The sequence below is a fragment of the Microbacterium sp. Leaf151 genome (assembly GCF_001424225.1).
GTDB lineage: Bacteria > Actinomycetota > Actinomycetes > Actinomycetales > Microbacteriaceae > Microbacterium.
In genome coordinates, this window is record NZ_LMOR01000004.1 from 195,494 (window position 1) to 220,496 (window position 25,003).

General features: G+C 69.9%; 25 protein-coding genes. 8 read left to right on the forward strand and 17 right to left on the reverse strand.

Going from position 1 to position 25,003, the window contains the following annotated elements; all coding sequences use genetic code 11:
* Nucleotides 1-109 precede the first annotated feature (109 nt).
* Nucleotides 110-1,627: a GTPase HflX gene (gene hflX / locus ASF76_RS11710; protein ID WP_055957801.1), complete on the reverse strand. Its 1,518-nt coding sequence runs from the start codon at nt 1,625-1,627 to the stop codon at nt 110-112.
* A gap of 100 nt (nt 1,628-1,727) precedes the next feature.
* Here hflX and ASF76_RS11715 point away from each other — a divergent pair, with 100 nt between their 5' ends.
* A complete protein-coding gene (locus tag ASF76_RS11715; RefSeq protein WP_055957804.1) occupies nt 1,728-2,372 on the forward strand; it encodes a class I SAM-dependent methyltransferase in 645 nt (214 codons plus the stop codon).
* A gap of 125 nt (nt 2,373-2,497) precedes the next feature.
* Here the strand turns inward: ASF76_RS11715 and dapF are convergent, their stop codons facing one another.
* The 3 genes from dapF to miaB form a co-directional block, all read right to left on the reverse strand.
* The gene (gene dapF / locus ASF76_RS11720; protein ID WP_055957806.1) at nt 2,498-3,352 is read right to left on the reverse strand and encodes a diaminopimelate epimerase; all 855 of its coding nucleotides are present in this window, start codon (nt 3,350-3,352) and stop codon (nt 2,498-2,500) included.
* 83 nt (nt 3,353-3,435) lie between these two features.
* Nucleotides 3,436-4,365 (reverse strand): tRNA (adenosine(37)-N6)-dimethylallyltransferase MiaA, encoded by a 930-nt coding sequence (gene miaA / locus ASF76_RS11725; protein WP_055957808.1) that lies wholly within the window; start codon nt 4,363-4,365, stop codon nt 3,436-3,438.
* Nucleotides 4,362-5,909, reverse strand: coding sequence for a tRNA (N6-isopentenyl adenosine(37)-C2)-methylthiotransferase MiaB (miaB, locus tag ASF76_RS11730; RefSeq protein ID WP_055957810.1), 1,548 nt, complete (start codon nt 5,907-5,909; stop codon nt 4,362-4,364). The genes miaA and miaB overlap by 4 nt, the downstream gene beginning before the upstream one ends.
* Before the next feature lie 296 nt (nt 5,910-6,205).
* On the opposite strand from miaB, the gene ASF76_RS11735 reads away from it, so the two are divergent.
* Complete coding sequence (locus ASF76_RS11735) at nt 6,206-8,755, forward strand: LuxR family transcriptional regulator (protein ID WP_156459240.1); 2,550 nt, start codon at nt 6,206-6,208, stop codon at nt 8,753-8,755.
* Between the two features lie 203 nt (nt 8,756-8,958).
* Here ASF76_RS11735 and ASF76_RS17500 read toward each other — a convergent pair whose 3' ends face one another.
* Nucleotides 8,959-9,405 carry a regulatory protein RecX gene (locus tag ASF76_RS17500; RefSeq protein ID WP_055957817.1) on the reverse strand — a complete coding sequence of 149 codons (447 nt, stop codon included), beginning with the start codon at nt 9,403-9,405 and terminating at the stop codon, nt 8,959-8,961.
* Between the two features lie 63 nt (nt 9,406-9,468).
* Here ASF76_RS17500 and ASF76_RS17505 point away from each other — a divergent pair, with 63 nt between their 5' ends.
* Nucleotides 9,469-9,804 carry a hypothetical protein gene (locus ASF76_RS17505; RefSeq protein ID WP_055957820.1) on the forward strand — a complete coding sequence of 112 codons (336 nt, stop codon included), beginning with the start codon at nt 9,469-9,471 and terminating at the stop codon, nt 9,802-9,804.
* Nucleotides 9,805-9,932: 128 nt separating this feature from the next.
* Here the strand turns inward: ASF76_RS17505 and recA are convergent, their stop codons facing one another.
* From recA to dapA, 9 genes are all read right to left on the reverse strand, one after another.
* Complete coding sequence (gene recA, locus ASF76_RS11750) at nt 9,933-10,994, reverse strand: recombinase RecA (protein WP_055957823.1); 1,062 nt, start codon at nt 10,992-10,994, stop codon at nt 9,933-9,935.
* A 526-nt stretch (nt 10,995-11,520) separates the two neighbouring features.
* Nucleotides 11,521-11,745, reverse strand: a complete 225-nt coding sequence (locus tag ASF76_RS11755; protein WP_055957827.1) for a DUF3046 domain-containing protein — start codon at nt 11,743-11,745, stop codon at nt 11,521-11,523.
* A gap of 12 nt (nt 11,746-11,757) precedes the next feature.
* Nucleotides 11,758-12,066, reverse strand: coding sequence for a helix-turn-helix domain-containing protein (locus tag ASF76_RS11760; protein WP_055957830.1), 309 nt, complete (start codon nt 12,064-12,066; stop codon nt 11,758-11,760).
* A 192-nt stretch (nt 12,067-12,258) separates the two neighbouring features.
* Nucleotides 12,259-12,786: a CinA family protein gene (locus tag ASF76_RS11765; RefSeq protein ID WP_055957833.1), complete on the reverse strand. Its 528-nt coding sequence runs from the start codon at nt 12,784-12,786 to the stop codon at nt 12,259-12,261.
* The gene (gene pgsA, locus ASF76_RS11770; protein ID WP_055957835.1) at nt 12,783-13,367 is read right to left on the reverse strand and encodes a CDP-diacylglycerol--glycerol-3-phosphate 3-phosphatidyltransferase; all 585 of its coding nucleotides are present in this window, start codon (nt 13,365-13,367) and stop codon (nt 12,783-12,785) included. The genes ASF76_RS11765 and pgsA overlap by 4 nt, the downstream gene beginning before the upstream one ends.
* Nucleotides 13,367-16,096, reverse strand: coding sequence for a DNA translocase FtsK (locus tag ASF76_RS11775; protein ID WP_055957840.1), 2,730 nt, complete (start codon nt 16,094-16,096; stop codon nt 13,367-13,369). The genes pgsA and ASF76_RS11775 overlap by 1 nt, the downstream gene beginning before the upstream one ends.
* 50 nt (nt 16,097-16,146) lie before the next feature.
* Nucleotides 16,147-16,638 (reverse strand): GNAT family N-acetyltransferase, encoded by a 492-nt coding sequence (locus tag ASF76_RS11780; RefSeq protein ID WP_055957843.1) that lies wholly within the window; start codon nt 16,636-16,638, stop codon nt 16,147-16,149.
* A 162-nt stretch (nt 16,639-16,800) separates the two neighbouring features.
* On the reverse strand, nt 16,801-18,477 hold the full coding sequence (locus ASF76_RS11785; RefSeq protein WP_055957846.1) for a ribonuclease J: 1,677 nt from the start codon (nt 18,475-18,477) through the stop codon (nt 16,801-16,803).
* Nucleotides 18,478-18,554: 77 nt separating this feature from the next.
* Nucleotides 18,555-19,532, reverse strand: a complete 978-nt coding sequence (dapA, locus tag ASF76_RS11790; RefSeq protein WP_055957850.1) for a 4-hydroxy-tetrahydrodipicolinate synthase — start codon at nt 19,530-19,532, stop codon at nt 18,555-18,557.
* Between the two features lie 94 nt (nt 19,533-19,626).
* Here dapA and ASF76_RS11795 point away from each other — a divergent pair, with 94 nt between their 5' ends.
* Nucleotides 19,627-20,163, forward strand: coding sequence for an NUDIX domain-containing protein (locus ASF76_RS11795; protein WP_055957853.1), 537 nt, complete (start codon nt 19,627-19,629; stop codon nt 20,161-20,163).
* Between the two features lie 127 nt (nt 20,164-20,290).
* Here ASF76_RS11795 and ASF76_RS11800 read toward each other — a convergent pair whose 3' ends face one another.
* From ASF76_RS11800 to ASF76_RS11810, 3 genes are read right to left on the reverse strand one after another with little or no spacing between them, the layout of a single operon-like run.
* Nucleotides 20,291-21,043 carry an SDR family NAD(P)-dependent oxidoreductase gene (locus tag ASF76_RS11800; protein WP_055957855.1) on the reverse strand — a complete coding sequence of 251 codons (753 nt, stop codon included), beginning with the start codon at nt 21,041-21,043 and terminating at the stop codon, nt 20,291-20,293.
* A 1-nt stretch (nt 21,044) separates the two neighbouring features.
* A complete protein-coding gene (locus ASF76_RS11805; protein ID WP_055957859.1) occupies nt 21,045-21,545 on the reverse strand; it encodes a dihydrofolate reductase in 501 nt (166 codons plus the stop codon).
* Nucleotides 21,542-22,351, reverse strand: a complete 810-nt coding sequence (locus tag ASF76_RS11810) for a thymidylate synthase (RefSeq protein WP_055957862.1) — start codon at nt 22,349-22,351, stop codon at nt 21,542-21,544. The genes ASF76_RS11805 and ASF76_RS11810 overlap by 4 nt, the downstream gene beginning before the upstream one ends.
* Nucleotides 22,352-22,519: 168 nt before the next feature.
* On the opposite strand from ASF76_RS11810, the gene ASF76_RS11815 reads away from it, so the two are divergent.
* The 4 genes from ASF76_RS11815 to ASF76_RS11830 all read left to right on the forward strand — a co-directional run bounded on the left by ASF76_RS11815 (nt 22,520) and on the right by ASF76_RS11830 (nt 24,999).
* Nucleotides 22,520-22,966 carry a TlpA family protein disulfide reductase gene (locus ASF76_RS11815; RefSeq protein ID WP_442922765.1) on the forward strand — a complete coding sequence of 149 codons (447 nt, stop codon included), beginning with the start codon at nt 22,520-22,522 and terminating at the stop codon, nt 22,964-22,966.
* A complete protein-coding gene (locus tag ASF76_RS11820) occupies nt 22,959-23,528 on the forward strand; it encodes a DUF4395 domain-containing protein (protein ID WP_055957869.1) in 570 nt (189 codons plus the stop codon). Before ASF76_RS11815 ends, ASF76_RS11820 begins: the two co-directional genes overlap by 8 nt.
* 132 nt (nt 23,529-23,660) lie before the next feature.
* Nucleotides 23,661-24,086, forward strand: a complete 426-nt coding sequence (locus ASF76_RS11825) for an OsmC family peroxiredoxin (protein WP_055957872.1) — start codon at nt 23,661-23,663, stop codon at nt 24,084-24,086.
* The gene (locus tag ASF76_RS11830) at nt 24,079-24,999 is read left to right on the forward strand and encodes a TIGR01777 family oxidoreductase (RefSeq protein WP_055957875.1); all 921 of its coding nucleotides are present in this window, start codon (nt 24,079-24,081) and stop codon (nt 24,997-24,999) included. The genes ASF76_RS11825 and ASF76_RS11830 overlap by 8 nt, the downstream gene beginning before the upstream one ends.
* The last annotated feature ends 4 nt before the right edge of the window (nt 25,000-25,003 follow it).

Consider the following 25,003-nt stretch of genomic DNA (forward strand, 5'->3'; position numbering starts at 1 on the left):
CCGCCGAGCCGTGCCGTCTTTCACTGTGCGACGAAGATGCCGATCGGCAGCCGCACACGACCGCGAAGAACCCCGCCGAACACTCGTCGGCGGGGTTCTTCGTCGCCAATCAGGCCGCGAACGGCTCCAACTCCGCCGCGAGGCGGGCGCCCACGTGGGCGTGCAGGAACGTTCCGGTCTCGCGGTGCTCCTGCGCCAGGATCAGCCCGCTCTCGTGGACGGCCGACACCAGGTCGCCGCGGTCGTACGGAACGACCGCCTGCACCTCGACCGCCGGCAACGGCAGCGCCTCTTCGATCGCGGCGCGCAGCTCCTCGATACCCTCACCGGTGCGCGAGGACACGAACTTCGCCTTCGGCGCGAGTCCGCGCAGCACGAGCCGGTCGTCATCCGTGACGAGATCGGCCTTGTTGAAGACGACGATCTCCTGACCGAAGTTCGCATCGACGTCGCCCATCACGTCGCGCACCGTCATCAGCTGCGCGGCCGGGTCGGGGTGCGAGGCGTCGACGACGTGCAGGATGACGTCGGCGTCGCCGACCTCCTCCAGGGTCGAGCGGAAGGCCTCGACCAGCTGGTGCGGAAGGTTGCGCACGAAGCCCACCGTGTCGGTCAGCGTGTAGACGCGACCGTCGCTCGTCTCCGAACGCCGGACCGTGGCATCCAGGGTCGCGAACAGGGCGTTCTCGACCAGCACACCGGCACTGGTGAGCCGGTTCAGCAGACTCGACTTCCCGGCGTTGGTGTAGCCGGCGATCGCGACCGAGGGGATGGTGTGACGCTTGCGTTCGGCGCGTTTCGCCTCACGGGCGGGGGCGAAGTCGCGCAGCTGTTTGCGCAGCAGGGCCATCTTCGTGCGGATGCGGCGACGGTCGAGCTCGATCTTCGTCTCACCGGGGCCGCGCGAGCCCATTCCCGCACCGCCCGCACCGACCTGGCCACCGGCCTGACGCGACATCGAGTCACCCCAGCCGCGCAGACGCGGGAGGAGGTACTCGAGCTGTGCCAGCTCGACCTGGGCTTTGCCCTCGCGGCTCTTGGCGTGCTGGCTGAAGATGTCGAGGATGACCGTCGTGCGGTCGATCACCTTCACCTTCACCACGTCTTCGAGCGCACGGCGCTGGCTGGGTGCCAGTTCGGTATCGGCGATGACGGTGTCGGCACCGACGGCGGCGACGATGTCGCGCAGCTCCGCCGCCTTGCCCCGACCGACGTAGGTCGCCGGATCCGGGTGCGGGCGCCGCTGCAGCACGCCGTCGAGCACGACGGCACCGGCCGTCTCGGCCAGCGCCGACAGCTCGCGCAGCGAGTTCTCGGCATCCGCCTGCTCGCCCTGCGGGTGCACGCCGACGAGGACGACGTTCTCGAGGCGCAACTGGCGGTACTCGACCTCGGTGACGTCTTCGAGCTCGGTGGAGAGTCCGGCGACGCGGCGGAGCGCGGCGCGCTCCTCGCGGTCCCACTGGTCGCCGTCGGCGTCGCCGCCGTAGGCGGTGGTGGCATCTTGGAGCGCCTGCGCTGCACCGAAGACCCGGACCCCGCGGTGCGCTTCGGCGCGCGAGAGCACGCGGTCCACCGGGTCGACCGGCGACGCGTCGATGCTCGGGGGTGTGGTCTGTTCGGTCATGTGTTCCTTTCGGCCGCGGGCCTGGCCGCGGTGGATATCTCGGTGTTCTGGAACTTTATCCGTCCCGACGCCCGAGGGGTCGGTCGGATATCCTGGCGTGATGGGGAGCGAGCACTACTTCAGCGCATCGCCGTCGAGTCCCGAACAGCTCCGCCGCATCAGCGTGACGCTCGCCGGTCGTGAGCTCGAGGTGGTCACGGCGGGCGGCGTCTTCAGCCCCGACCACGTGGATGCCGGGACCTCGGTGCTGCTCGCCAACACCCCTCCCCCTCCCGCCGGTGGGCACTTCCTCGACCTGGGGTGCGGGTGGGGTCCGATCTCGATGTCGCTGGCGCTCGCCTCACCGCACGCGACCGTCTGGGCGGTCGACGTCAACGAACGGGCTCTCGATCTCGTGAGGCGCAACGCGCAGTCGCATGGCCTCTCGAACATCAACGCCGTGCGCCCCGAGGATGTTCCCGACGACGTGTCGTTTCGCACCATCCGCTCCAACCCTCCGATCCGCGTGGGCAAGAACGAGCTGCACGGGATGCTGCAGCACTGGATCCCGCGCATGACGGAGCGTTCCGACGGGTGGTTCGTCGTTCAGCGCAACCTCGGTTCGGATTCGCTGCAGCGGTGGCTCGCGGCGACCTTCATCGACGGCTACAGCGTGCAACGGGCCGCGACCGGCCGCGGGTTCCGCGTGATCCGGGTGCGCCGCCACGGCTCGCCGCCGAGCGAGCCCATCGACATCGTCAGCTGAGCCGCGCGCCGCGCCGCGCCGATGGATGCCGTGAGCACACGTACCGCGCGATGTCACTCGATCGAGGCGGCACGTTCTGTGCGTGGTCGCGCCGGTCGTGTCACTTCGAGCCACGTGCCCGTGGGTCAGGCGAGCGCGACCTCGCCGGTGAACACCAGAGACGCGGGACCCGAGAGGAACACCCGCCCGCCGGACACGCGCACACCCAGCGTGCCGCCCGGGGTGTCGACCACCCAGTGGTCGGGGGCTGCCGGACCCGCCCAGTGCCGCACGGCGAGCGCGGCCGCAGCCACGCCGGTGCCGCAACTCAGTGTCTCTCCGACACCGCGCTCGAACACCCGCAGGCGGATCGCACCGACGCCGTCGCGCACGAGCGGATCGGCCGGCACGACGAACTCCACGTTCGCGCCGTGCCGCGGAGCGGGATCGAGAACCGGCTGATACGCGAGATCGAGACCGTCGAGTTCGGCGTCGGACGACAGGGCGACGACCACGTGCGGGTTGCCCACGTCGATGCCGACGCCCGGGCGTGCCACCGACAGTCCCTTCGCACGGACGAGGGTCTCATCGGCATCCACCTCGAAGGCCCCGAGGTCGACCTCGAAACCGCGGTCGCTGCGCGTGAGCGTCTTGACCCCTGCGCGGGTGCCGATGCGTAAGCCCTCGTCGATGGACGCGAGGCCGGTGTCGGTGAGATAGCGCGCGAAGACGCGGGTGCCGTTGCCGCACATCTCGGCGATCGACCCGTCGGCGTTGCGGTAGTCCATGAACCACTCGGCGCCGGATGCCGCGGCATCCGCGCCCTCGACGATCGCCGTCGTGCGGACGACCCGCAGCAATCCGTCGGCGCCGATGCCGAAGTGACGGTCGCACAGCACCGCGACCTGCGCGTCGGAGAGGTCGAGTTCGCCGTCGGGATCGGCCACCACCACGAAGTCGTTGCCGGTGCCGTGGCCCTTGGTGAACGGGAGAGTCGCCATGCGTCCAGTCTACGGAGCGAGCTGCACCCACCCGGCGATCAGTCGTCCCGCAGCGATCGACGAAGACCCCTCCCGCCCACCCGTCACGCGCGCTCCCCCGTGTCGGATACCAGGCTCTCAGCGCTCACGCGGCGCGCGTCGACCCACACGGCTCGGGCGTAACGCCGGAACCACGACACCTGGCGGCGCGCATAGCGACGGGTGAGCGCCTGGGTCTCGGCGACGGCGTCCTCGCGCGTGAGCTCGCCGCGAAGCTGCCCGAGGGCCTGCGCGTAGCCGATCGCCCGCCCGGCGGTCGCGCCCCGCTCGAGGCCTTCCGCGCGCAACGCCCGCACCTCGTCGACGAGGCCCTGCTCCCACATGCGCTCGACACGTGCGTCGAGCATCGGCACCAGTTCGTCTCGATCGATCGCGGTGGCGACGATGCGCGTGTGCGGATGCCAGAACTCCGGCGCATCCGGAAGCGCACCGCCGTGCGTCTCGCCGCCCTGCGCCAGAACCTCCAGGGCCCGCACCACACGGCGTCCGTTGCGTGGGTCGATGCGACCGGCCGCGACCGGGTCGGCCGCGCGCAGTCGCGCGTAGAGTGCACCCGCCCCCGCGGCCTCCAGCTCCGCCTCCAGCCGTGCGCGCAGCGCCTCGTCGCGCGGGGGGAAGCGGAAGTCCCACAGCACGCTCGAGACGTACAGGCCCGACCCCCCGACGAGGATGGCGTCCGCACCACGGTCGTGGATGTCGCCGATGACCGTGCGGGCGGCATCCTGGTACCAGGCGACCGCGGCCTCATCGGTCACGGCGAGCGCATCGAAGAGGTGGTGCGGGATGCCACGGCGCTCGGCGAGCGGGATCTTGGCGGTGCCGATGTCCATACCGCGGTACAGCTGCATCGCATCGGCGTTGACGATCTCGGCGCGGCGTCCACGGGCGGCCAGCGCGTCGGCGAGGTCGAGCGAGAGGCCGGTCTTGCCGGTCCCCGTCGCACCGACGACCGCCCAGAGGACCGGCGCGGTCACACGCCGACGCGGAGGGTGGGAAGACCCAACGACACTGCGCGCGGCGCGTCGCTCTCGCCGGCGGGCGCGGGCACGCCGCACGACTCGGCCTGCGAGCGGTCCCAGGCGTCTCCCGCACGCGTGCGACGGATCCGCAGAGGCGCGCCGTCGGGCGAGTCGGCGAGCAGGTGGAAGGGTGCCGCATGCGTGACCGTCGCCGAGACCACGTCACCTGGCCGCGGCACGGGTGAGCCGGCGGGCACCTCGACGTGCACGAGCCGGTTGTCTTCGGCGCGGCCGGTGAGGCGGTGCGTCTCGGCGTCCTTCTTGCCCTCGCCGGCCGAGATGAGCACGTCGAGGGTGCGACCGAGCTGCTTACGGTTCTCTTCTGCGGCGATCCGGTCCTGCAGGGCGGTGAGCCGCTCGTAGCGTTCCTGCACGACGGCCTTCGGCACCTGGTCGGCCATCGTCGCCGCCGGAGTGCCCTCGCGGATGGAGTACTGGAACGTGAAGGCGCTCGAGAAGCGAGAGGCTTCCACCACGCGCAGGGTCTCCTGGAAGTCTTCCTCGGTCTCGCCGGGGAAGCCGACGATGATGTCGGTCGTGATCGCCGCGTAGGGGATGCGCTCGCGCACACGGTCCAGGATGCCGAGGAACTTCTCGCTCCGGTACGACCGGCGCATCGCCTTGAGGATGCGGTCGGAGCCGGACTGCAGCGGCATGTGCAGCTGCGGCATGACGGACGGAGTCTCAGCCATTGCGGCGATGACGTCGTCGGTGAAGGCTGCGGGGTGGGGACTCGTGAACCGGATGCGCTCGAGACCCTCGATCTCACCCGCGGCGCGCAGCAGCTTGCCGAACGCGAGACGGTCGCCGAACTCGACGCCGTACGAGTTCACGTTCTGCCCGAGCAGCGTGACCTCGATCGCACCGTCGTCGACGAGCAGCCGGATCTCGTTGAGGATGTCGCCCGGGCGGCGATCTTTCTCTTTGCCGCGCAGGCTCGGCACGATGCAGAACGTGCAGGTGTTGTTGCACCCCACCGAGATCGAGACCCAGCCGCTGTGGATCGAATCGCGCTTGGTCGGGAGGGTGGAGGGGAAGATCTCCAGCGACTCGAGGATCTCGAGCTCGGCCTCGCCGTTGTGCCGCGCGCGTTCGAGCATGCCGGGCAGCGACCCCATGTTGTGCGTGCCGAAGACGACGTCGACCCACGGGGCCTTCTGCTGCACGGCATCCTTGTCCATCTGGGCGAGACATCCGCCGACGGCGATCTGCATGCCCGCGTGCGCGTCTTTTCTCGATTTCAGGTGACCGAGGGTGCCGTACAGCTTGCCCGCCGCGTTGTCGCGGACGGCGCACGTGTTGATGACGACGACGTCGGCCTCGACCCCGGCATCGGCGCGCACGTATCCCGCGCTCTCCAGTGAGCCGGAAAGACGCTCGGAATCGTGCACGTTCATCTGGCACCCGAAGGTGCGGACTTCGTACGTGCGCGGGCCCTCCGCGCCCTGGGCTGCGGAGGACGGCTCGATCAGCGTCGGGGAGGAAACGGGGGTGGTCATGATGAGTGCAAGTCTAAGCGGCCCACTCCGGAGCCGCGCAGATCGCCAGGTCTCTGCCCGGGCCTCCTGTGGCGCGATCCGGGCAGAAGCGTGCGTGCGCTGGACGTCCCCCGCGCATCCGCGGCGCTAGCGTTTACCGACGAGTGCCAGGGGGGAGCATGAACAGCGACCGGAGGAAGGTGCGCTCGGTGGAAGCGATCGGCGCGGATCGGGATGCAGGGGCGTGGGCGGCGCGCGTCCTGGATGGAGCCTCGCTGGTCGTGGCGGGTCCCCGAGGGAGCGGCCGAAGCCATCTCTTGCGCGGGATCACCGCGGAGATCGCGCGCCTCGGCGGACGCGCCATCGTCCTGCACACCGCGTCGGCTCTCTCGCAACAGCCGTTCGGCGCAGTCGACGCCACCGCCGACCCCGCGCTCGGGATGCTGCGGGCAGGCTCGGACGACCACACGGTCGCGGACGGCGTGCTCATCGTCGACGACATCGAGCTCCTCGACGCGGATTCGGCACGGGCGATCGCTCGGTCCGTGGCAGCTCGGAGACTGACCGCGGTTCTCGCTCATCGCACCGCCCGCCCCCGGGATGTCGAGGCGCCCGACGATGCGGGCGCGCGTCGCGGCCTGAGGGACCTCTGGGTCGAGGGACTGGCGCGACGCGTCGATCTCACCGAGCTGGACGACGAGGAGGCGTTCCGACTCATCGACGTCTTCCCCGACGCGCGACTCCTCGACAGCCCCACACGTGCGGCGCTCGTGTGGCGCGCAGACCGCTCGAGGGCGCTCCTGCGACGTCTCGTCCTGCACGCCATCGCCGACGCGCGGGCCGGTCGCGATCCGCTGGAGGCGTTCCGCACGATCGCCCCTCACAGTCGACTCGCCGTCGCGCTCGAACGGCATGTGTCCGAGATGCCCACAGAAGATCTCGAGAGCCTTGCCGGCATCCGCCGTCTCGCTCATCTCGAGACGGCCGTGGCGACCCGGTTCTTCGAGGTCGACAGTCTCCACGCGCTCGTGGCGCGCGGACTCCTTCACGCGGACCCCTCGCCCGAGCGTCGTCTCACCGCGAACGACCTGATCTCTCAGGAGGCGCAACGCCGTCTGGGCGTCTCCCGAGTCGACGCCATCGTCGATGCTGCGGGTCGACGAATGCTCGCGGAGTCCGACGAGTGGTGGAGTTCCGCCGTCGCCGTCACGGTCGCGCAGCGCTGGCACCGTCTCGGGCCGGAACTCTCGGGCGAGACCGCCCATCCCCCGGCGGTCCGGGCACGCGTCGCCTTGGATGCCGCGCGTGAGGCGAATGATCGTGGCGACGCCGCACACGCCGCCGCCTATGCGGCGCGGGGGCTGGGGTCGGCGGACGTTCCCGCGCTCCGACTCGAAGCCGAGCTCGCGGCCCGCGCTCGCGCCACGGTCGGCGTGGGCGAGACCGACGACGCTGGCGACGTCGAGATGCGTCGTCGGATGGCACGGGGCGACGCCTCGGATGAAGGGCACGACTGGCGTGGAGAAACCTCTCACGACCGGGCTCTCGCGGACTCCCGCGTCGATGATCTGCTCGCACAAGCATCGCGCGCAGGAGCGCGACTGGAGTGGACCGCCGCTGCCGAGGCCGCGGGACGTGCCGCGGCGGAGGTGTCGGCGGCACCGGCGGCACGCCTGCGCGCCCTCGTGGCGGCGGGCACGGCCGAGGCCATCGCCGGCTGCTGGCGGCGCGCGCGAGCTTGCTATCGCGCTGCGGAGCGCATGCTCGACGCGCGATACGTCGACGACGGGCTCCTTGCACGCGACCGGCTCACGGCTCTCATCTCGATGCTGGCGGGTCACCAGATCGCCGGAGCCGACGGAGCCGTCGTGCACGCCCGCCTCGAACGCGAGCTGGCGAGGACCGCGCGTGAGGGCGACGGGGCGGAGCTGAGCCTGGCGGGCGCGGCGGCCGCGATCGCTTTCGCCGGAGCAGGGCGGGCCGTCGAGTCACGCCGTGAGTTGGCGTCGGCGATGTCGCGCACGCCGTCGGCCGTCGCCGATCTCGATACGACGATGATCGAATTGAGCGTCGCGGAGGAACTCGCCTTGGCCGGCAGGTTCGACGACGCTCGCGCGATCGTCATGCGTCTGGACGACCGCGGCATCCCCCTGCTGCGTCGGAGCAGCCTCTACGTGCAGACGACCGTCCTCGCGGCGGAGGGACGCCACGACGCCGCTCGCGTCGCGGCACGCGGTGCGGCGGAGCTGACACGAGGACGCTCCGCGGCAGCCCTGCGCATCCGCGACCTTTTCCGACTCACCGCCTTGGGGGCCGCGAGCGAGGACGAAGTCGACGAGCTCGTCCAACTCGCCGCGACGACCGACCTGCCCCTCGCGGCCGAAGCGGTCCGTCGCGCGTCGGCGCGATCGACCGTCGAGGAGGCTCTCCCGGTCGACGAGCTCCGCCTGCATGCGCTGTGGTCGACTCGTGACGTGCGCCGACAACATTTCGACGCCGTGACCGACTTCCCTCGTCCGCCGGAGATCGATGCCGTGAGGGGCGAGCTGACCGCGCGCGAGCACGAGATCGCGTTGATGGCCGATGAGGGGCTCACGAACCGCGAGATCGCGACGCGGCTGTTCCTGTCGGTGCGAACGGTGGAGTCGCACATCTACCAGGCGCGCGCCAAAGTGGGGGCCGCCTCTCGCAGGGAGTTGGGGCGCATGGTGGCCGCGGAGGTCGAGCGGGAGCGGACGACGACCACGCAGTCGATAGCCGCGGCTGACGAGGGCGGCGACCAGCACGTCGGGTCCCCCGCTACCGAGCGTCTCACGGCGCTCCCCCACCAGCCGGGGGCGACGACACACCTCACTCGTCGGGCGTGAGGCCGCCCGCCGGGGCGACGACACACCCCACCCCTCGGGCGTGAGGCCGCCCGCCGGGGCGACGACACACCCCACCCCTCGGGCGTGAGGCCGCCCGCCGGGGCGACGACACACCTCACCCCTCGGGCGTGAAGCCGCCCGCCGGGGCGACAACACACCTCACCCCTCGGGCGTGAAGCCGCCCGCCGGGGCGACGACACACCTCACTCGTCGGGGGTGAACCGCACGCCTGAGGCAGGACGGGCGAATGGGCGCGACCGGCCGATGCCGGCCTCCGCCAGAGCGGACCGGGATGCTGTCAGAGCGATCGAAGAGGGATAACCGCGACGGCCCAGTTGTCCTGCCAGGCGGCGGAGCGCCGCTTCGTACTCGACGCCTTCGACCGCGCGCACCTTCGACCGGGCGAACTCGAGTGCACGCTCGGCGTCGTCATCGGGCAGCGCAGCGAGTGCCGCCTCGGCGACGTCTCGCGGGATGCCGCGCTTGCGCAGCGTCTCCGCCACGGCACGGCGACCCTCTCCCCGCTTCTCGACGGCCGACATCGCCAGCTGCTCAGCGAACGTCGTGTCATCCAGATATCCGAGGTCGACGAAGTGGTCGACGATCTCGTCGGCGAGGACATCGTCGGCGCCCTCTGTGCCACGCACCACCCCTCGGGCTTCGGAGAGTGACAACGACCTCGACCGCAGCTTTCGCAGGAGCACGGCCTCGGCGTGCTGTCGTATCTCTTCCGCCGCTGCGACATCGTCGCGGCCTCCACGGCCATCGCCGCGCGGGGGATCCGGCTCCGCTGGAGAAGCACTCTGCTCGGACGCATCGTCCCCACCGCCGAGATCTCGGAGGGGCCGCAGGCGAGGACGCCTCGCGACCTGCTCGCCAAGAGCATCGGCGGCGTCCGCGGACGCATCAGCGGCGTCCCGCCCGAGCGACGGGTGCGCAGAGGAGGACCGCCCCCGGGAACCGAAGAGAGGGATGACCGGTGCGAGGGCATCATCCGCCGTACGCGACAGGCCGCGAAGGATCCGCCCACTTTGACCGAGCTCACCTAACGTTCCGCCGGTCCCGTGGTCGTCACGCGCCCCGTCGGTCCCGTGGTCGTCACGCGCCCCGTCGGTCCCGTGGTCGTCGCCCGCCCCGTAGAACGGGCGACGACCCGAATCGTTACCGTCGTCTGTCATCACGCCGGGCGACGTGCGGCCAGCTCGTCGTCCGCGGGAGCGGCCTCGACAGCAGCAACGGGAGCCACGCCGATGCCCAGCTTGGTCTTGATCTTCGTCTCGATCTCGGCGGCGATGTCAGGGTTCTTGATGAGGAAGTTGCGGGCGTTCTCTTTGCCCTGGCCGAGCTGCTCGCCGTCGTAGGTGTACCACGCGCCGGACTTCTTGACGATGCCGTGCTCGACGCCGAAGTCGATCAGGCTGCCTTCTCGGGAGATGCCGACTCCGTAGATGATGTCGAACTCGGCCTGTTTGAACGGCGGGGCCATCTTGTTCTTGACGACCTTGACGCGGGTACGGTTGCCCACTGCCTCGGTGCCATCTTTCAGAGTCTCGATACGGCGGATGTCGAGACGCACCGACGCATAGAACTTGAGTGCCTTTCCGCCGGCGGTGGTCTCGGGCGAGCCGAAGAACACGCCGATCTTCTCGCGGAGCTGGTTGATGAAGATCGCCGTCGTCTTGGTGTTGCTCAGGCCACCGGTGAGCTTGCGGAGGGCCTGCGACATGAGGCGGGCCTGCAGACCGACGTGCGAGTCACCCATCTCACCCTTGATCTCGGCCTCGGGAACGAGCGCCGCGACGGAGTCGATGACGACGAGATCGATGGCTCCCGAACGAATCAGCATGTCGGCGATCTCGAGCGCCTGCTCGCCGGTGTCGGGCTGCGACACGAGGAGGGCATCGATGTCGACGCCGAGCTTCTTGGCGTACTCGGGATCGAGTGCGTGCTCGGCATCGATGAACGCCGCGATGCCGCCGGCGCGCTGCGCATTGGCGATGGCGTGCAGCGTCAAGGTCGTCTTACCCGACGACTCCGGCCCGTAGATCTCGATGATGCGACCGCGCGGCAGTCCGCCGATCCCCAGCGCGGCGTCGAGGGCGATGGATCCGGTGGGGATGGTCTCGATCGGGGCGCGCTCGTCGCTGCCCAGTCGCATGACCGAGCCTTTTCCGAATTGACGGTCGATCTGGGCGAGGGCCGACTCGAGGGCCTTCTCGCGCTCTGCGGGTGAGGGCATGACATCTTCTTTCTGCTCGCGTTCCGGTCGCCTATAGGCTGTCGTGCCTCCCACCGACGGTGGGTCAGTCCGACAAGGCGTTCAGGTGTCGTTCGACGTTCTCCACGTTAGGGAGGGCCTCCGACATTGGTGTCGGAGCGCCGCCCGTCTGGGGACGAACACGTCACTTTGCCTGCTGTGAAGGAGCCTACGCCTGGCTCGAACGTAGTTTCGAGGACACGCCGGGAACTTATGTACGAATGTTCCGAGCCCGGCCGCGACGACTGGTATCCCTACTCCGACGCGCATACGCGAGTGCACGACGACCGCGGAGCTCGCGCTGGGACACCCGCCGCGGCGTCGGCCGGGCACAACACCGCGCCGCAGGGCTCATGCCACCGGCGCACCCGGCACGACGCTTACACAGATGACGCACCTTCGTGCCGGCAGAAAGCATACAAAGCGCGCTCCCGCCAGAGCCCCCGACGCGGGCTCACCCGGACGGCGTGCAGCGACCCGGGAACCTTCTCGGCCGCCCCCGAACTCGTCAGGAACGACGCGGCTCCAGCCGGCCGACGCCGTAACGGCGATCATCGGCCACGTCGGTCTCTTCGCAGAGCGCCAACCAGACCTCGCGCGGATCCACGCCCGCGGCCAAGGCGTCCGCGCTGGTGCGACCGCCCACGGCGGACAGGATCAGATCGCTCAGTAGCGATCCGCCGCGCGCACCGAATTCGTCGGCGACGGCGCGATCGAACTCGCTACGACGCATGCTCGGAACGGATCAGCGCAGTGACAGCTCGGGCTCGACCGACGCAACGAGCTCGTCGGGGACCACGTCGGGGAAGGTCTGCAGGCCTTCAAGCACCGAGAGCCGGTCGCCGACCTGACGCATGATGGTCGAGATCGGGACGTCGAGGGCCTCAGCCACGGAGGCGAGGATCTCGCTGGACGCCTCTTTTTGACCACGCTCGACCTCACTGAGGTAGCCGAGGGCCACGCTTGCGCGGCTGGCGACCTGGCGGAGAGTGCGCCCCTTCTGCTGGCGGAGGTCACGCAGGACTTCGCCGATCTCTTGACGAACCAGGATCACTTGGGGGCCCTCCTCACTGCTGATTCCGTCGTTGCCCGAGTGGACAACTGTGAAACACCGTCTGTGGTCACCCTAATGCCGTGCGCTGTGCACCGGATGGGAATCGCTGGACGAAACCAGGATGTGCGATCATTTGTTCCCGCGATCTGGCTCGGGGAGATTTCGGCCCCGGATCACCGCGTAGCCAGCGCGTCACAACGCAGCCAACGCGCGTCGGATCGCCAGGTGGGCGGTCTCGCGGCGGATGCGCTCTCTGTCGCCCGCGATGACGAGCGAGTCGACGCGGGTGCCCAGCGGCGTCGAGACGGCGATGTGCACGGTTCCGACGGGCTGGCCGTCTTGCTCGTCGGGGCCCGCGACCCCGGTGGTGGCGATTCCGACATCGGCGGCGACCCCGTCACGGCCGAGGACGTCACGAACGCCGCGGGCCATCTGTCGGGCGACACGCGGGTGTACGGCACCGTGTGCGTCGAGGAGCGCCTGATCGACGCCCAACAGACCGTGTTTCAGGTCGGTCGCGTACGCGACCACTCCCCCGCGCACCGCACGCGACGCGCCCGGGACGTCGACCAGAGACGACACGACGAGGCCACCGGTGAGCGACTCCGCGACCGCGATCGTCCACCCGAGCTCTCCGAGACGCTCGAGCAGGAGCCCGGCGCTTTCTCGGGGCGTTCGTACGACGGTTTCGTCGAAGTCCTCGGGGATGCCCTCGATCACCGGCTTCCGCGCTTCCGCGCCGCGCGAACCTCGGTCACGACGTAGTCGATTCCCGACGCGATCGTGAGAATCACCGCGATCGTCATCGTCACCACGCTCGCCCACCACACGGCGCTCTGCCAGGCCGCCGCATCCGACAAGCTCCCCAACGGCAGAAGCGCAATGGACAACGCGATCGACTGGAAGACGGTCTTGAGCTTGCCCATCCAGGCAGCCGCCAGCACGTGATCGCTGACGACGATGAAGCGGTAGACGGTGATGCCGATCTCGCGCACGAGCACGATGATCGTGACCCACCAATCGAGCTCGCCCAGGATCGAGAGGCCGACGAAGGCGACACCGGTCAGAACCTTGTCGGCGATGGGGTCGAGGAGCTTGCCGAGATCGCTGACGATGTTGTACCGACGCGCGATATAGCCGTCGACGCCGTCCGTGGCGATGGCGACGATGAACAGAACCGCCGCTGCCCACCGCAACCCGCCGCCCGCGCCCCCGTCGGCCAGGAGCATCCACAGGAAGATCGGCGCACAGAGGATGCGCGCGATCGTGATCGCGTTGGGCAGCTGAGGATGGACGGCCATCAGTCGCGCCCCGTCAGCTGCCAGGCGTCTTCCGAACCCTCGTCGTCGTCGTCGTTCACGACGGGCAGACCCTCGAACTGCGCCTCGATGGGGTCGTCGCCGTAGCGATCGTCGGACGCCGCAGTCACGGGGGCGGACGGGGTGTCGTCGCCGCGCAGGCGGGCCATCACCGCCGGCAGCTGTTCGTTGGTGACGAGCACATCGCGGGCCTTCGACCCCTCCGAGGGTCCGACGATCTCGCGCGACTCGAGAAGATCCATCAGGCGCCCGGCCTTCGCAAAGCCGACGCGGAGCTTGCGCTGCAGCATCGAGGTCGATCCGAACTGGGTCGACACGACCAGCTCGGCGGCGGCGAGGAGCAGCTCGAGGTCGTCACCGATGTCGGCGTCGATCTCTTTCTTCTCGGCAGCGGCCTGCACGTCGGAGCGGTACTCGGGCCGCGCCTGCTGCGTGACGTGCGCGACGACCTTCTCGATCTCTTGCTCACTCACCCACGCGCCTTGCACGCGGACCGCCTTCGACGCGCCCATCGGGAGGAACAGCCCATCGCCCTGGCCGATCAGCCGGTCGGCGCCCGGCTGGTCGAGGATGACGCGGGAGTCCGTGACGCTCGTGACCGCGAACGCGAGACGCGAGGGCACGTTGGCCTTGATGAGTCCCGTCACCACGTCGACCGACGGTCGCTGCGTGGCCAGGACCAGGTGGATGCCACTGGCGCGGGCGAGCTGCGTGATTCGCACGATCGAGTCTTCGACATCGCGGGGAGCGACCATCATGAGGTCGGCGAGCTCGTCGACGACCACGAGGAGGTAGGGGTAGGGCTTGAGCACGCGCTCGCTGCCCGCCGGCAGCTTGAGCTCACCGGCGACGACGGCCCGGTTGAAGTCGTCGATGTGGCGGAAGCCGAACGACGCGAGGTCGTCGTAACGCATGTCCATCTCTTTGACGACCCACTGCAGCGCCTCGGCGGCCTTCTTCGGGTTCGTGATGATGGGCGTGATGAGGTGTGGGACGCCCGCGTACGAAGTCAACTCGACGCGCTTCGGGTCGATGAGCACCATTCGCACGTCGGACGGCTTCGCCCGCATGAGCAGGCTCGTGATCATCGAATTCACGAAGCTGGACTTGCCGGAGCCGGTGGAACCGGCGACCAGCAGGTGGGGCATCTTCGCGAGGTTGGCCACGACGAACCCGCCGCCCACGTCTTTGCCGACGCCGATGGTCATGGGGTGGGTCGAGGTGGTGGCGGCATCCGATCGGAGGATGTCGCCCAGCGTGACGATCTCGCGATCGGCGTTGGGGATCTCGACACCGATGGCGCTCTTGCCCGGGATGGGGGCGAGGATGCGCACCTCGTTCGAGGCGACGGCGTAGGCGATGTTGTTCGTCAGGGCGGTGATGCGTTCGACCTTGACGCCGTGCCCCACCTCGATCTCGTACTGCGTGACAGTCGGACCCCGCGAGAACCCGGTGACGCGCGCGTCGACCTTGAACTGCTGCATCACGCTCTCGATGGCCGCGACGACCGCGTCGTTGGCGGCCGATCGCGCCTTGGGCGGTGTGCCGCTGGCCAGCGCGGTGACGGCCGGGAGGCGGTAGTTGGCCGCCGGCGGCGCACCGGCGTTGTCGCCGCCGAGGCCCGCGATGCCGGGCAGGTCATCGTCGTCGACACTGTCGTCGACCGGCGAATCGTCGTGGAGGCCGCGGCCGGATGCGGCCGCCTGGAGGACGCGTGGGTCGAAGATCTCGGTCACCGCATCGGGGGCCGGGGGGCGCGGCGGAGTCGTCACGGACGGCGTCGACACGCGTGGCGCGACCGGCTCGGGAGCGACGACAGCCGACTCGAAGCCGCCCTGCGGCGTCCCCGGGGACAGCAGCGTCGTGAGGTCGTCGGACCCGAGGGCGCCGTCGGCGTCTTCTTCACGCCCGGAGCGGTTGCGCCGCCACCACGGGAGCGACTTCTCGGCGGGCGCGTCATCGTCGTCGTCGACGGGGAGCGCCTTGGTGGCCGGATCAGGCCGCTCGGTGCGTTCGACCCCGAACATCCACGCGTACAGGTCGCCCAGACGACGGCCGATGCGGTTGGGCGGCGTCTTGGTGAGGATGAGGACGCTCAACACGGCGAGCAGCGACAGTGCGATGTAGGCGCCCACGTCTTGCAGGACGAGCGCGAGGGGCTCACCGACGATCCACCCGGCGATACCGCCGGCAGGGCTCAGGGCGGGCAGGCCGCCCTGGTTGGGCACGGGACGATCGCCCGCGACGTGCAGGAAGCCGGCGACGGTCACGACGAACAAGCCGAAGCCGATCCCCACCCGCCCGTTGTCATGAACGGAGGCCGGGTGGCGGAAGAGCCAGCCCGCGAGCAGGAGAAGCAGCACCGGGAGCACGAATGCGACGCGACCGACGAGGGCGCCGAAGCTGTAGGCGCTGATGATCGCCGCGGCATCCGTCCCGATGAAGAACCACTCGACGACGGCGCCGATCACGGCGAGCACGACGAGGAAGAACGGGAACCCGTCGCGACGCTGATCGCGCTCGAGGGTCTCGGGGCCGAACGCGCGGAACATGCCGCCGACGCCGTGGGCGACCGCCATCCAGGCTCGAACGGCTGCCGCGGGCTTCTCGGGCTCGTCGACGTAGCGCTTGGGCGCGGGAGCGGGAGCCTTGGACCGCGCTGACCCCTTCGCGGGGGCGCGACCGCCGGACGGGGACGAGGTTCGAGCCATTCCTCCACGGTAGGCGGCACCTCCGACATTCGCTCGCACCGACGCGGGGTTCAGCCCAGCCGCTTGACCATGGCGTCGCGTCCGATCCCACGGCGGACGACCGCGAAGCCCTCCGACCGGTACAGCGAGACCGCGTAGTTGTCACGCTCGACGCTGAGGCTGATGCGCGCGTACCCCTCGCCGCGGGCATGGTCGGCGAGCCGCCGCAGCAGGGCACGACCGATTCCGTGGGCTCTCCATACCGGCCGTACGCCGATGATGAGTTCGGGGACGCCGGTGCCCACCCACCCGAAACCGGGCTCGTCACGGGGCAGCATGCGGTACCACGCCGCCCCCACCGGCTCGCCGCCGGGAGACTCGGCGATGAATCCGGCGTCGCCGGGACGGAGCCAGCCGGCGATGTACCGGCTGTACTCCGGGCTGCTGATGATCTCGTGGCGCGGACGCGCAGCGCCGGCGCGCCAATTGGCGGCCTCGACGGCCATGTCGGCCAGGAACACGCCGTCGGACCGGAGCGCCGCGCGAATCGGGAGAGCGGGCATGCCCGCATGATAGCGATAAGCGCCGGTCGCGACAGAACGGCGAGGTCCGCACGGCAGCCGCACCCTCACACCACCCGGCACCGCAGGGAGCGATCACCGATGCGGGCGGGCGTCTGGAGACGACGAAGCGCCGCGGGCGAACCCGCGGCGCTTCGGTGTCGATCAGGCCTCGATGACCATCGGCACGATCATGGGCCGACGACGGAGCGACTGGTTGACCCAGCGACCGATGGTGCGGCGGACGACCTGCTGGAGCGCGTGATTGTCACGGACGCCCGACTTCGCCGCTTCGGCCAGGGCGGCCGCGATCTTCGGCTTGACGCTGTCGAAGACCTTGTCGTCCTCGGCGAAACCACGGGCGTGGATCTCAGGACCCGAGATGATCTTCCCGGTCGCCGAATCGACGACGACGATCACCGAGATGAAGCCCTCTTCGCCCAGGATGCGGCGGTCCTTGAGGTCGGCATCCGTGATCTCGCCCACCGACGAACCGTCGACGTAGACGAATCCGATGTCGACCTGGCCGACGACGCGGGCGACGCCGTCACGCAGGTCGACGACGGTGCCGTTCTCGCCCAGGATCGTGTTGTCTTCCGGGATCCCCGTCTCGCGCGCCAGCTTCGCGTTCGCCATGAGGTGGCGGTACTCGCCGTGCACGGGCAGGACGTTCTTGGGCTTGAGGATGTTGTAGCAGTACAGCAACTCGCCCGCGGCGGCGTGACCCGACACGTGCACCTTGGCGTTGCCTTTGTGCACGACGGTCGCGCCGAGCTTGGTCAGCCCGTCGATCACGCGGTAGATCGCGTTCTCATTCCCGGGGATCTGGCTGGATGCCAGGATGATCGTGTCGCCCGCGCCCGGCTCGATCGCGTGGTCGAGGTTGGCCATGCGGCTCAGCACCGCCATCGGCTCGCCCTGCGATCCTGTCGACATGTAGACGATCTTGTTGTCGGGCAGGTCGCGGGCCTTCTTGTAGTCGATCAGCACGCCGTCGGGGACGTTCAGGTAGCCGAGGTCGGCGGCGATGCCCATGTTGCGCACCATGCTGCGCCCGAGCAGCGCCACGCGGCGCCCGTTCGCGTGGGCGGCGTCGAGCACCTGCTGCACGCGGTGCACGTGGCTCGAGAAGCTCGCCACGACGACGCGGCGCGGGGCGCGCGCGATGACCTGGTCGAGCACGGGGCCGATGGCCTTCTCGGCGGGGGTGAAGCCCGGAACGTCGGCGTTCGTGGAGTCGACCAGGAACAGGTCGACGCCCTCTTCGCCCAGCCGCGCGAAGGCGCGGAGGTCGGTGATGCGGCCGTCGAGCGGCAGCTGGTCCATCTTGAAGTCGCCGGTGGCCAGCACGAGACCGGCGGGCGTTCGGATGGCGACGGCGAGCGCGTCAGGAATGGAGTGGTTGACGGCGACGAACTCGAGGTCGAACGGGCCGACCTGCTCACGCTGACCCTCTTTCACGGTCAGCGTGTAGGGGCGGATCCGGTGCTCTTTGAGCTTCGCCTCGATGAGGGCGAGAGTGAGGCCCGACCCGATGAGGGGGATGTCGCCCTTGAGCTTGAGCAGGTAGGGAACGGCACCGATGTGGTCTTCGTGACCATGGGTGAGCACGACGCCGACGATGTCGTCGAGGCGGTGCTTGATGGGCTCGAAGTCGGGCAGGATCAGGTCGACCCCGGGCTGATGCTCCTCGGGGAACAGCACGCCGCAATCGACGACGAGGAGCTTGCCCTCGTACTCGAACACGGTCATGTTTCGACCGACCTCGCCGAGGCCGCCGAGCGGGATCACGCGCAGGGTGCCGGGAGCGAGGGCGGGGGGATCGTAGACGGTCGTGGGCATATTTTCTCCTCGGATGCCACCGCGTGGCATCCCTCTGTGTGGCGTCCCTGGCCGCGGATCGGCGGACGCCGATGTTCTTATCGCGTGGTGCCGTGCACCTTCGGCAGGGCACCGCCGGCGGCCGCATTGCGGTCGGGGCGGAAGTTGGAGAAGTCGGCGCCGGCCACGTCTTTCACGAGGGCCAGCTCGTCTTCGATCACGGCGGCCTCCCACTCTTCGGGACCGACGAGGGGCAGACGCACGCGCGGGCTGCCGATGCGGCCGAGCCCGTGCAGGATGTACTTCGCGGCGACCGTCCCGGGCACATGCGTCATGACGGCGCGCACGAGCGGCTCGAGGCCCTTGTGGGCGGCGGTGGCGGATGCCAGGTCGCCGGCGTTCACGGCATCGACGATCGTGCGGTACGGAGCCGCGGCGATGTTGGCCGTCACCCCGATGAGTCCCGACGCACCGATGGAGAGGTGCGGGAGGACGTTGGCGTCGTCGCCCGAGAAGTACATCAGGTCGGTCTGATTCAGCACCCGGCTGACCTCACTGAAGTCACCCTTGGCGTCTTTGATCGCGAGGATGTTGGGGTGCTTGGCGAGGCGCAGGATCGTCTCGTACTTGATGGGCACGCCCGTGCGACCGGGGATGTCGTACAGGATGACCGGCAGGTCGGTGGCGTCGGCGACGAGACGGAAGTGCGTCAGGATGCCGGCCTGCGTGGGCTTGTTGTAGTACGGCGTGACGATCATGATGCCGTCGGCGCCGGCCTTCTCGCTGGCCTTGTAGAGCTCGATCGCGTGCGCGGTCTCGTTCGATCCGCCGCCGGTGATGATCTTGGCGCGCCCGGCCGAAACGTCTTTGCCGACCTCGACCAGCCGCAGCTTCTCGGGGTCGGTGAGGGTGGAGGTCTCACCCGTCGTCCCCGTGACGACGATGCCGTCGGCACCGGCGGTGATGACGTCGTCGATGTGCTTCTCTGTGGCGGGCCAATCGACTTCGCCGTCGGCGGTCATCGGGGTGATGAGCGCGACGAGCACCTGACCGAAGGGATTGCCGGAGTGCGTCATACGTCCAGGTTATCGGTTCGGCGGGCGCCTCCCCCGGCGGGGCGCCCGTCTGTGGCGAACAATCCGCGACCGCCGAGCGGCCTAGGGTGGCGGCATGGCCTGGACCACCCGCACCACGCGCACCGTGTACGAGAACCGCTGGATCCACGTGCGCGAAGACGAGGTGACCGGACCGCACGGCGCCGGCATCTACGGGGTCGTCCGGATGCAGCACCCCGCGGTGTTCGTGATCGCCCTCGACGAGGAGGATCGTGTCTGCCTGATCGAGCTGGACCGCTACACCACCGGGCGCTCCGTCGAGGTTCCGGCGGGCGGCTCCGACGGGGAGGATCCACTGGTGGCCGCCCGGCGCGAACTGCTCGAGGAAACCGGCGTCACGGCATCCGAATGGCAGTCCCTCGGGCGCATGAACGCCCTGAACGGCATCGCCGACGCCCCCGAGCACGTCTTCCTCGCGCGGGGTCTGACGGTGGCGGACGCGGCGATCTCGCAGCGCGAAGAGGGGATCGACGCCGTGCGGTGGGTGCCGTTCGCCGACGCACTGCGCCTCATCGCCGACGGGGAGATCACCGACGGTGAGACGATCGCGGCGCTGGCTTTCGCGGGCATTCGGCTGGGGCGATTCCGCTAGACGAGCGGGACGCAGCCCCGTCGCCGTGCCTCGACGCGGGAGGTCGTCGCGGAATCGGCGCCCGCAAGACGCGGCTCAGGCCCGGAGCCCCGGAGTCGGGTTTCCCGCGAGGAACGCCGCGCTGGGTTCACCGCCCTCGAGCCGCCGCGCGTACGACGGCGCCGTCGGGGAGCAGGCGCGAACCCGCCACGAGCATCTTGTAGCGCCATGACGGCACGCTCACCCCTCGCCCGCGTGCGGACGCCCGGAGTCCCTGTCGCACGACGGTCGTCGCGTCGAGCCACAGACCGGGCGCGACCCCCTCGTGACCGGGGGCGAGACCGAGACGCTCGTGGAAGTTCGTGTGCACGAAGCCGGGGCATACCGCGGTGACGGTGACGCCGCGGGGCCGGTAGACCACATTCGCCCACCGGCTGAAAGAGATGAGCCAGCCCTTCGCCGCACCGTAGGTGCCGCGCGGGACGAAGCCCGCGACCGAGGCCACATTGACGATGCGGCCGCTCCCCCGCGCGAGCATGGGCCCCAGCGCGGCGTGGGTGAGGCGCATGGCCGCCTCGACGTGCAGGCGCAGATGCCGCACCTCGTCGTCGACCGGGTTGTCGGCGAAGGCGAGGTCGAGACCGAATCCGGCGTTGTTGACGAGCACGTCGACGCCGTCTGCGAGACGCGCCTCGACCGCCCCGCGTGCGACGTCGTCGAGCAGATCGGCGACGAGCACGTCGACCCCCACCCGGTGACGGCCGCGAAGGTCGGCGGCGAGCGCCTCGAGCGCAAGACGGTCGCGGGCAACGATCACGAGGTCGGCCCCGCGGGCGGCGAGCTGGCGTGCGAACTCGGCACCGAGTCCCGAGCTGGCGCCGGTGATCAGCGCGGTCGCCACGTCAGCGCCCCGACGGCCGGAGGGTCTCGAAACGGTACCGGATGCCACTCGTCGACGTATGCCAGCCGTCGGCGGGGTCTCCGGACACCGTGCGCCACCCGTCGAGCGACGGGGCGAAGGTGTCGCCCTCGACGGCGAGATCGAGCCGGGTCAGTTCGATGACGTCGGCGCGGTGGATGGCCTCGGCGTAGAGGCGACCGCCCCCGATCACCCAGACCTCGGCGCCCGCGGCCAGCGCGAGCGCGTCGTCGAGCGAGGCGGCGCGGTGCGCCCCGTCGGCCGCCCAGTCCGCCGAACGGGTGACCACGATGTTGCGGCGACCCGGGAGCGGCCGGAAACGCGGGGGAAGCGACTCCCATGTACGCCGGCCCATGATGACGTCGGACGACCCCGTGACCGCACGGAAATGCGTCATGTCTTCGGGTACGTGCCACGGCATCCCCCCGTCGGCGCCGATCACGCCGTCGTGCGCCTGCGCCCAGACGAGCCCGAGCATCGTCATACCGCGACGGCCGCGCGGATGGCGGGGTGGTGCTGGTAGTTCTCGATGACGATGTCGTCGTAGGCGTAGCCGAAGATCGACTCCGGCGTCCGGGCGAAACGCAGCGTCGGGTACGCGTACGGCTCGCGGGTGAGTTGCTCGGCCACCTGCTCGCGGTGGTTGTCGTAGACGTGGCAATCGCCGCCGGTCCAGACGAACTCGCCCGGCTCCAAGCCCGTCTGCTGAGCGATCATGAGGGTCAGCAGCGCGTACGACGCGATGTTGAACGGGACGCCGAGGAACATGTCGGCGCTGCGCTGATACAGCTGGCACGACAGCTTGCCGTCGGCGACGTAGAACTGGAACAGCGCATGGCAGGGCGCGAGCGCCATCTCGGGGATGTCGGCGGGGTTCCATGCCGACACGATCAGCCGACGCGAGTCGGGGTCGCGGCGGATCTGCTCGATGACCTGGGTGATCTGGTCGATGGTGCCGCCGTCGGCGGTCGGCCATGAGCGCCACTGCACCCCGTAGACGGGCCCGAGTTCGCCGTCGGCATTTGCCCATTCGTCCCAGATCGAGACGCCGTTCTCCTGCAGCCAGGCGACGTTGGACTCGCCGCGGAGGAACCACAGCAGTTCGTACACGATCGATTTGAGGTGGACGCGCTTCGTGGTGACGAGGGGGAAGCCCTCGGCCAGATCGAAACGGATCTGTCGCCCGAAGACGCTTGTGGTGCCGGTGCCCGTGCGATCGGACTTGTGCACACCCGTCGCGAGCACGTCGCGGAGCAGGTCTTCGTACGGGGTGGGGATGTCGGCTGTCACGCGGTTCACGATACCCGCGCGAGCGTCGCGAGGAGGGTGCGCGCACGGCACCGGGGATGGACTCCGGCTGGAGAGGAGGGATGCCGGTGCGCCGCGGTCGCAGGGTCCCCTCGCGCCCGTCGTCATGCGGCGACTCATCGGCCCCGGGCGCGTCGACGCGCATTAGCGTTGCGTGTCGTGGATCTGACTCTCGCGCTCATCGCGGCCGGGGCGCTCGTCGCCCTGACGGCCGTCGCCGGGCTCGCCCTGCGCCGCCGACAGGGCCGCGCTCGTGCGGTCGATTCGGCCGAGGTCGTGGATCCCCGGCGTCTCGGCGCCGACGGACTCGGCGAGAAGGCGACGTTGCTCCAGTTCAGCACCGAGATGTGCTCGCGCTGCCCGGGTGTGCATCGGATGCTGTCCGAGGTCGCCGACGCGCGCGCCGGCGTCCGCCACCTCGACGTGGACCTCACGAACCGTCCCGACCTCGCACAGCACTTCCGCGTCCTGCAGACACCGACCACCCTCGTCCTCGACCGACGCGGGGCGATCCGCACGCGGTTCGGCGGGCCCCCCGGCCGCGCGGTCATCGAACTCGAGCTCGACCGACTGCTGAAGGAGAACACCCATGCCTGACGTCTCGCGCATCGACGCCCGCGGCCCGCGCTTCGCGGCATCCATCACCGCGGTCCTGCTGCTGGTCGCGACCGTGCTCAGCCTCGTAGGCATCTCGACACGCGCCACCGGAGGCTACATCGCCTACCAACCCCTGTCGGGCCAGACCTTCGCCCCCTCGGTCTGGGCCGTGCAGCAAGCGTCCCTCGGCGCCCGTGTCGCCGACCCCGGCTTCCTCCTGCTCCTCGTCGTCGCCCTGCTGTTCGTCTGGGCCGTCGCCGCGCCCCGCACCGCCCCCTGGGGCGTTATGTACCGCCGGGTGGTCCAACCGCGCCTGTCGCCGCCGACCGAGTTCGAAGACCCACGCCCCCCGCGCTTCGCGCAGGGCGTCGGCCTGTTCGTGACCGCGGTCGGCCTGCTGCTGCACCTGGCCGGGGTTCCCTGGGCGCTGCCGATCGCCGCCGCGATGGCCTTCGTCGCCGCCTTCCTCAACGCGGTGTTCGGCCTGTGCCTCGGATGCCAGCTCTACCTGCTCCTGCAGCGCACCGGACTCGTGGGGCGGCGCGGTTCGGCCATCGCCTAGCGCGGGCGCACGAGGGGCTGTCAAGACCCGGGCGGCGCCGTGCGCGCTCACTAGGCTGGCCGCGTCACGGTCGCCCAGACCGTGCGCACGCGCCGCGGTCACCCCGGCCGCGCAGACATCACGGAGGTTCCCATGGCCGTCACGAGCGAAGCAGCCACCGCCTGGAAGGGCAGCCTGTTCGAGGGATCGGGCGAAGTCACTTTCACCTCGTCGGGCATCGGCTCGTTCGACGTGAACTGGAAGGCCCGTAGCGAAGGCTCGAGCTCCGTCACGACGCCCGAAGAACTGCTCGCCGGCGCGCACTCCGCGTGCTTCAGCATGGCGCTGTCCAACGCCCTTGCCGACAACGGCACGCCGCCGGAATCCGTCGACACGACCGCGTCCGTGACCTTCAAGCCCGGCACCGGCATCACCGGCAGTCACCTCAACGTCAACGCGGTCGTCCCCGGCCTCGACGACGAGACGTTCCAGAAGATCGCCGCCGATGCCAAGGCCAACTGCCCGGTCTCGCAGGCGCTCTCGGGCATCGACATCACCCTCGAGGCGACGCTTGCCTGAGACCCCCGCCCGACGCGTCGTCATCGCCGGCGCGTCGGGCCTCATCGGCTCCGCCCTCATCGACTCGCTGCGCGGCGACGGCGTCGAGGTCACCTCTCTGGTGCGCCACGCGCCCGAGAGCCCGCACGAGGTGCAATGGCTGCAGGGTGCCACTCCGTTGGACCCGGATGCGATCGCGGGCGCCGACGCCGTGGTCTGTCTGAACGGTGCGTCGATCGGACGCTTCCCGTGGACCCCGTCGTACAAGAGCACCCTGCTGTGGTCGCGCATCACGCCCACGCGCACCCTGGCCGCCGCCGTCCGTGCGCTCGGCGACGACGCTCCCGCGCTCGTCAACGCGAGCGCGACGGGCTTCTATGGCTCTCAGCCCGGTGCGGTCCTCACCGAGACGTCCCCGCGCGGCGAGGGATTCCTCGTCGACATCTGCGTCGACTGGGAGGAGGCGGCGCGTGCCGCAGGCGACCGCGCCCGTGTCGCCCTGTTGCGCACCGCTCCCGTCGTGCACGAACGAGGTGTGCTCAAGCCACTCCTCCTCCTGACGAAGCTCGGCGTCTCGGGTCCGATCGGACGAGGAACTCAGGTATGGCCCTGGATCACCCTCGACGATGAGGTGCGCGCCATCCGCCACGTCATCGACTCAGACCTGTCCGGGCCCGTGAACCTGACCGGTCCCACGCGGGCGACGGCGAACGACCTGGGCTTCGCTCTCGCACAGCGCATGAACCGTCCGTATCTTCTGCGTGCTCCCGTGTGGGGGGTCAAGCTCGCCCTCGGGAAGGATGCGACCGAGGCCCTGCTGACCTCGGATGCCGATGTGCGTCCGGCGGCGCTGGAGGAGAGCGGCTTCACCTTCACGCACCGCACGGTCGAGGAGGCCGTGGCATCCGCCGTCCCCGCCCACGACGCGGCCTGAAGGC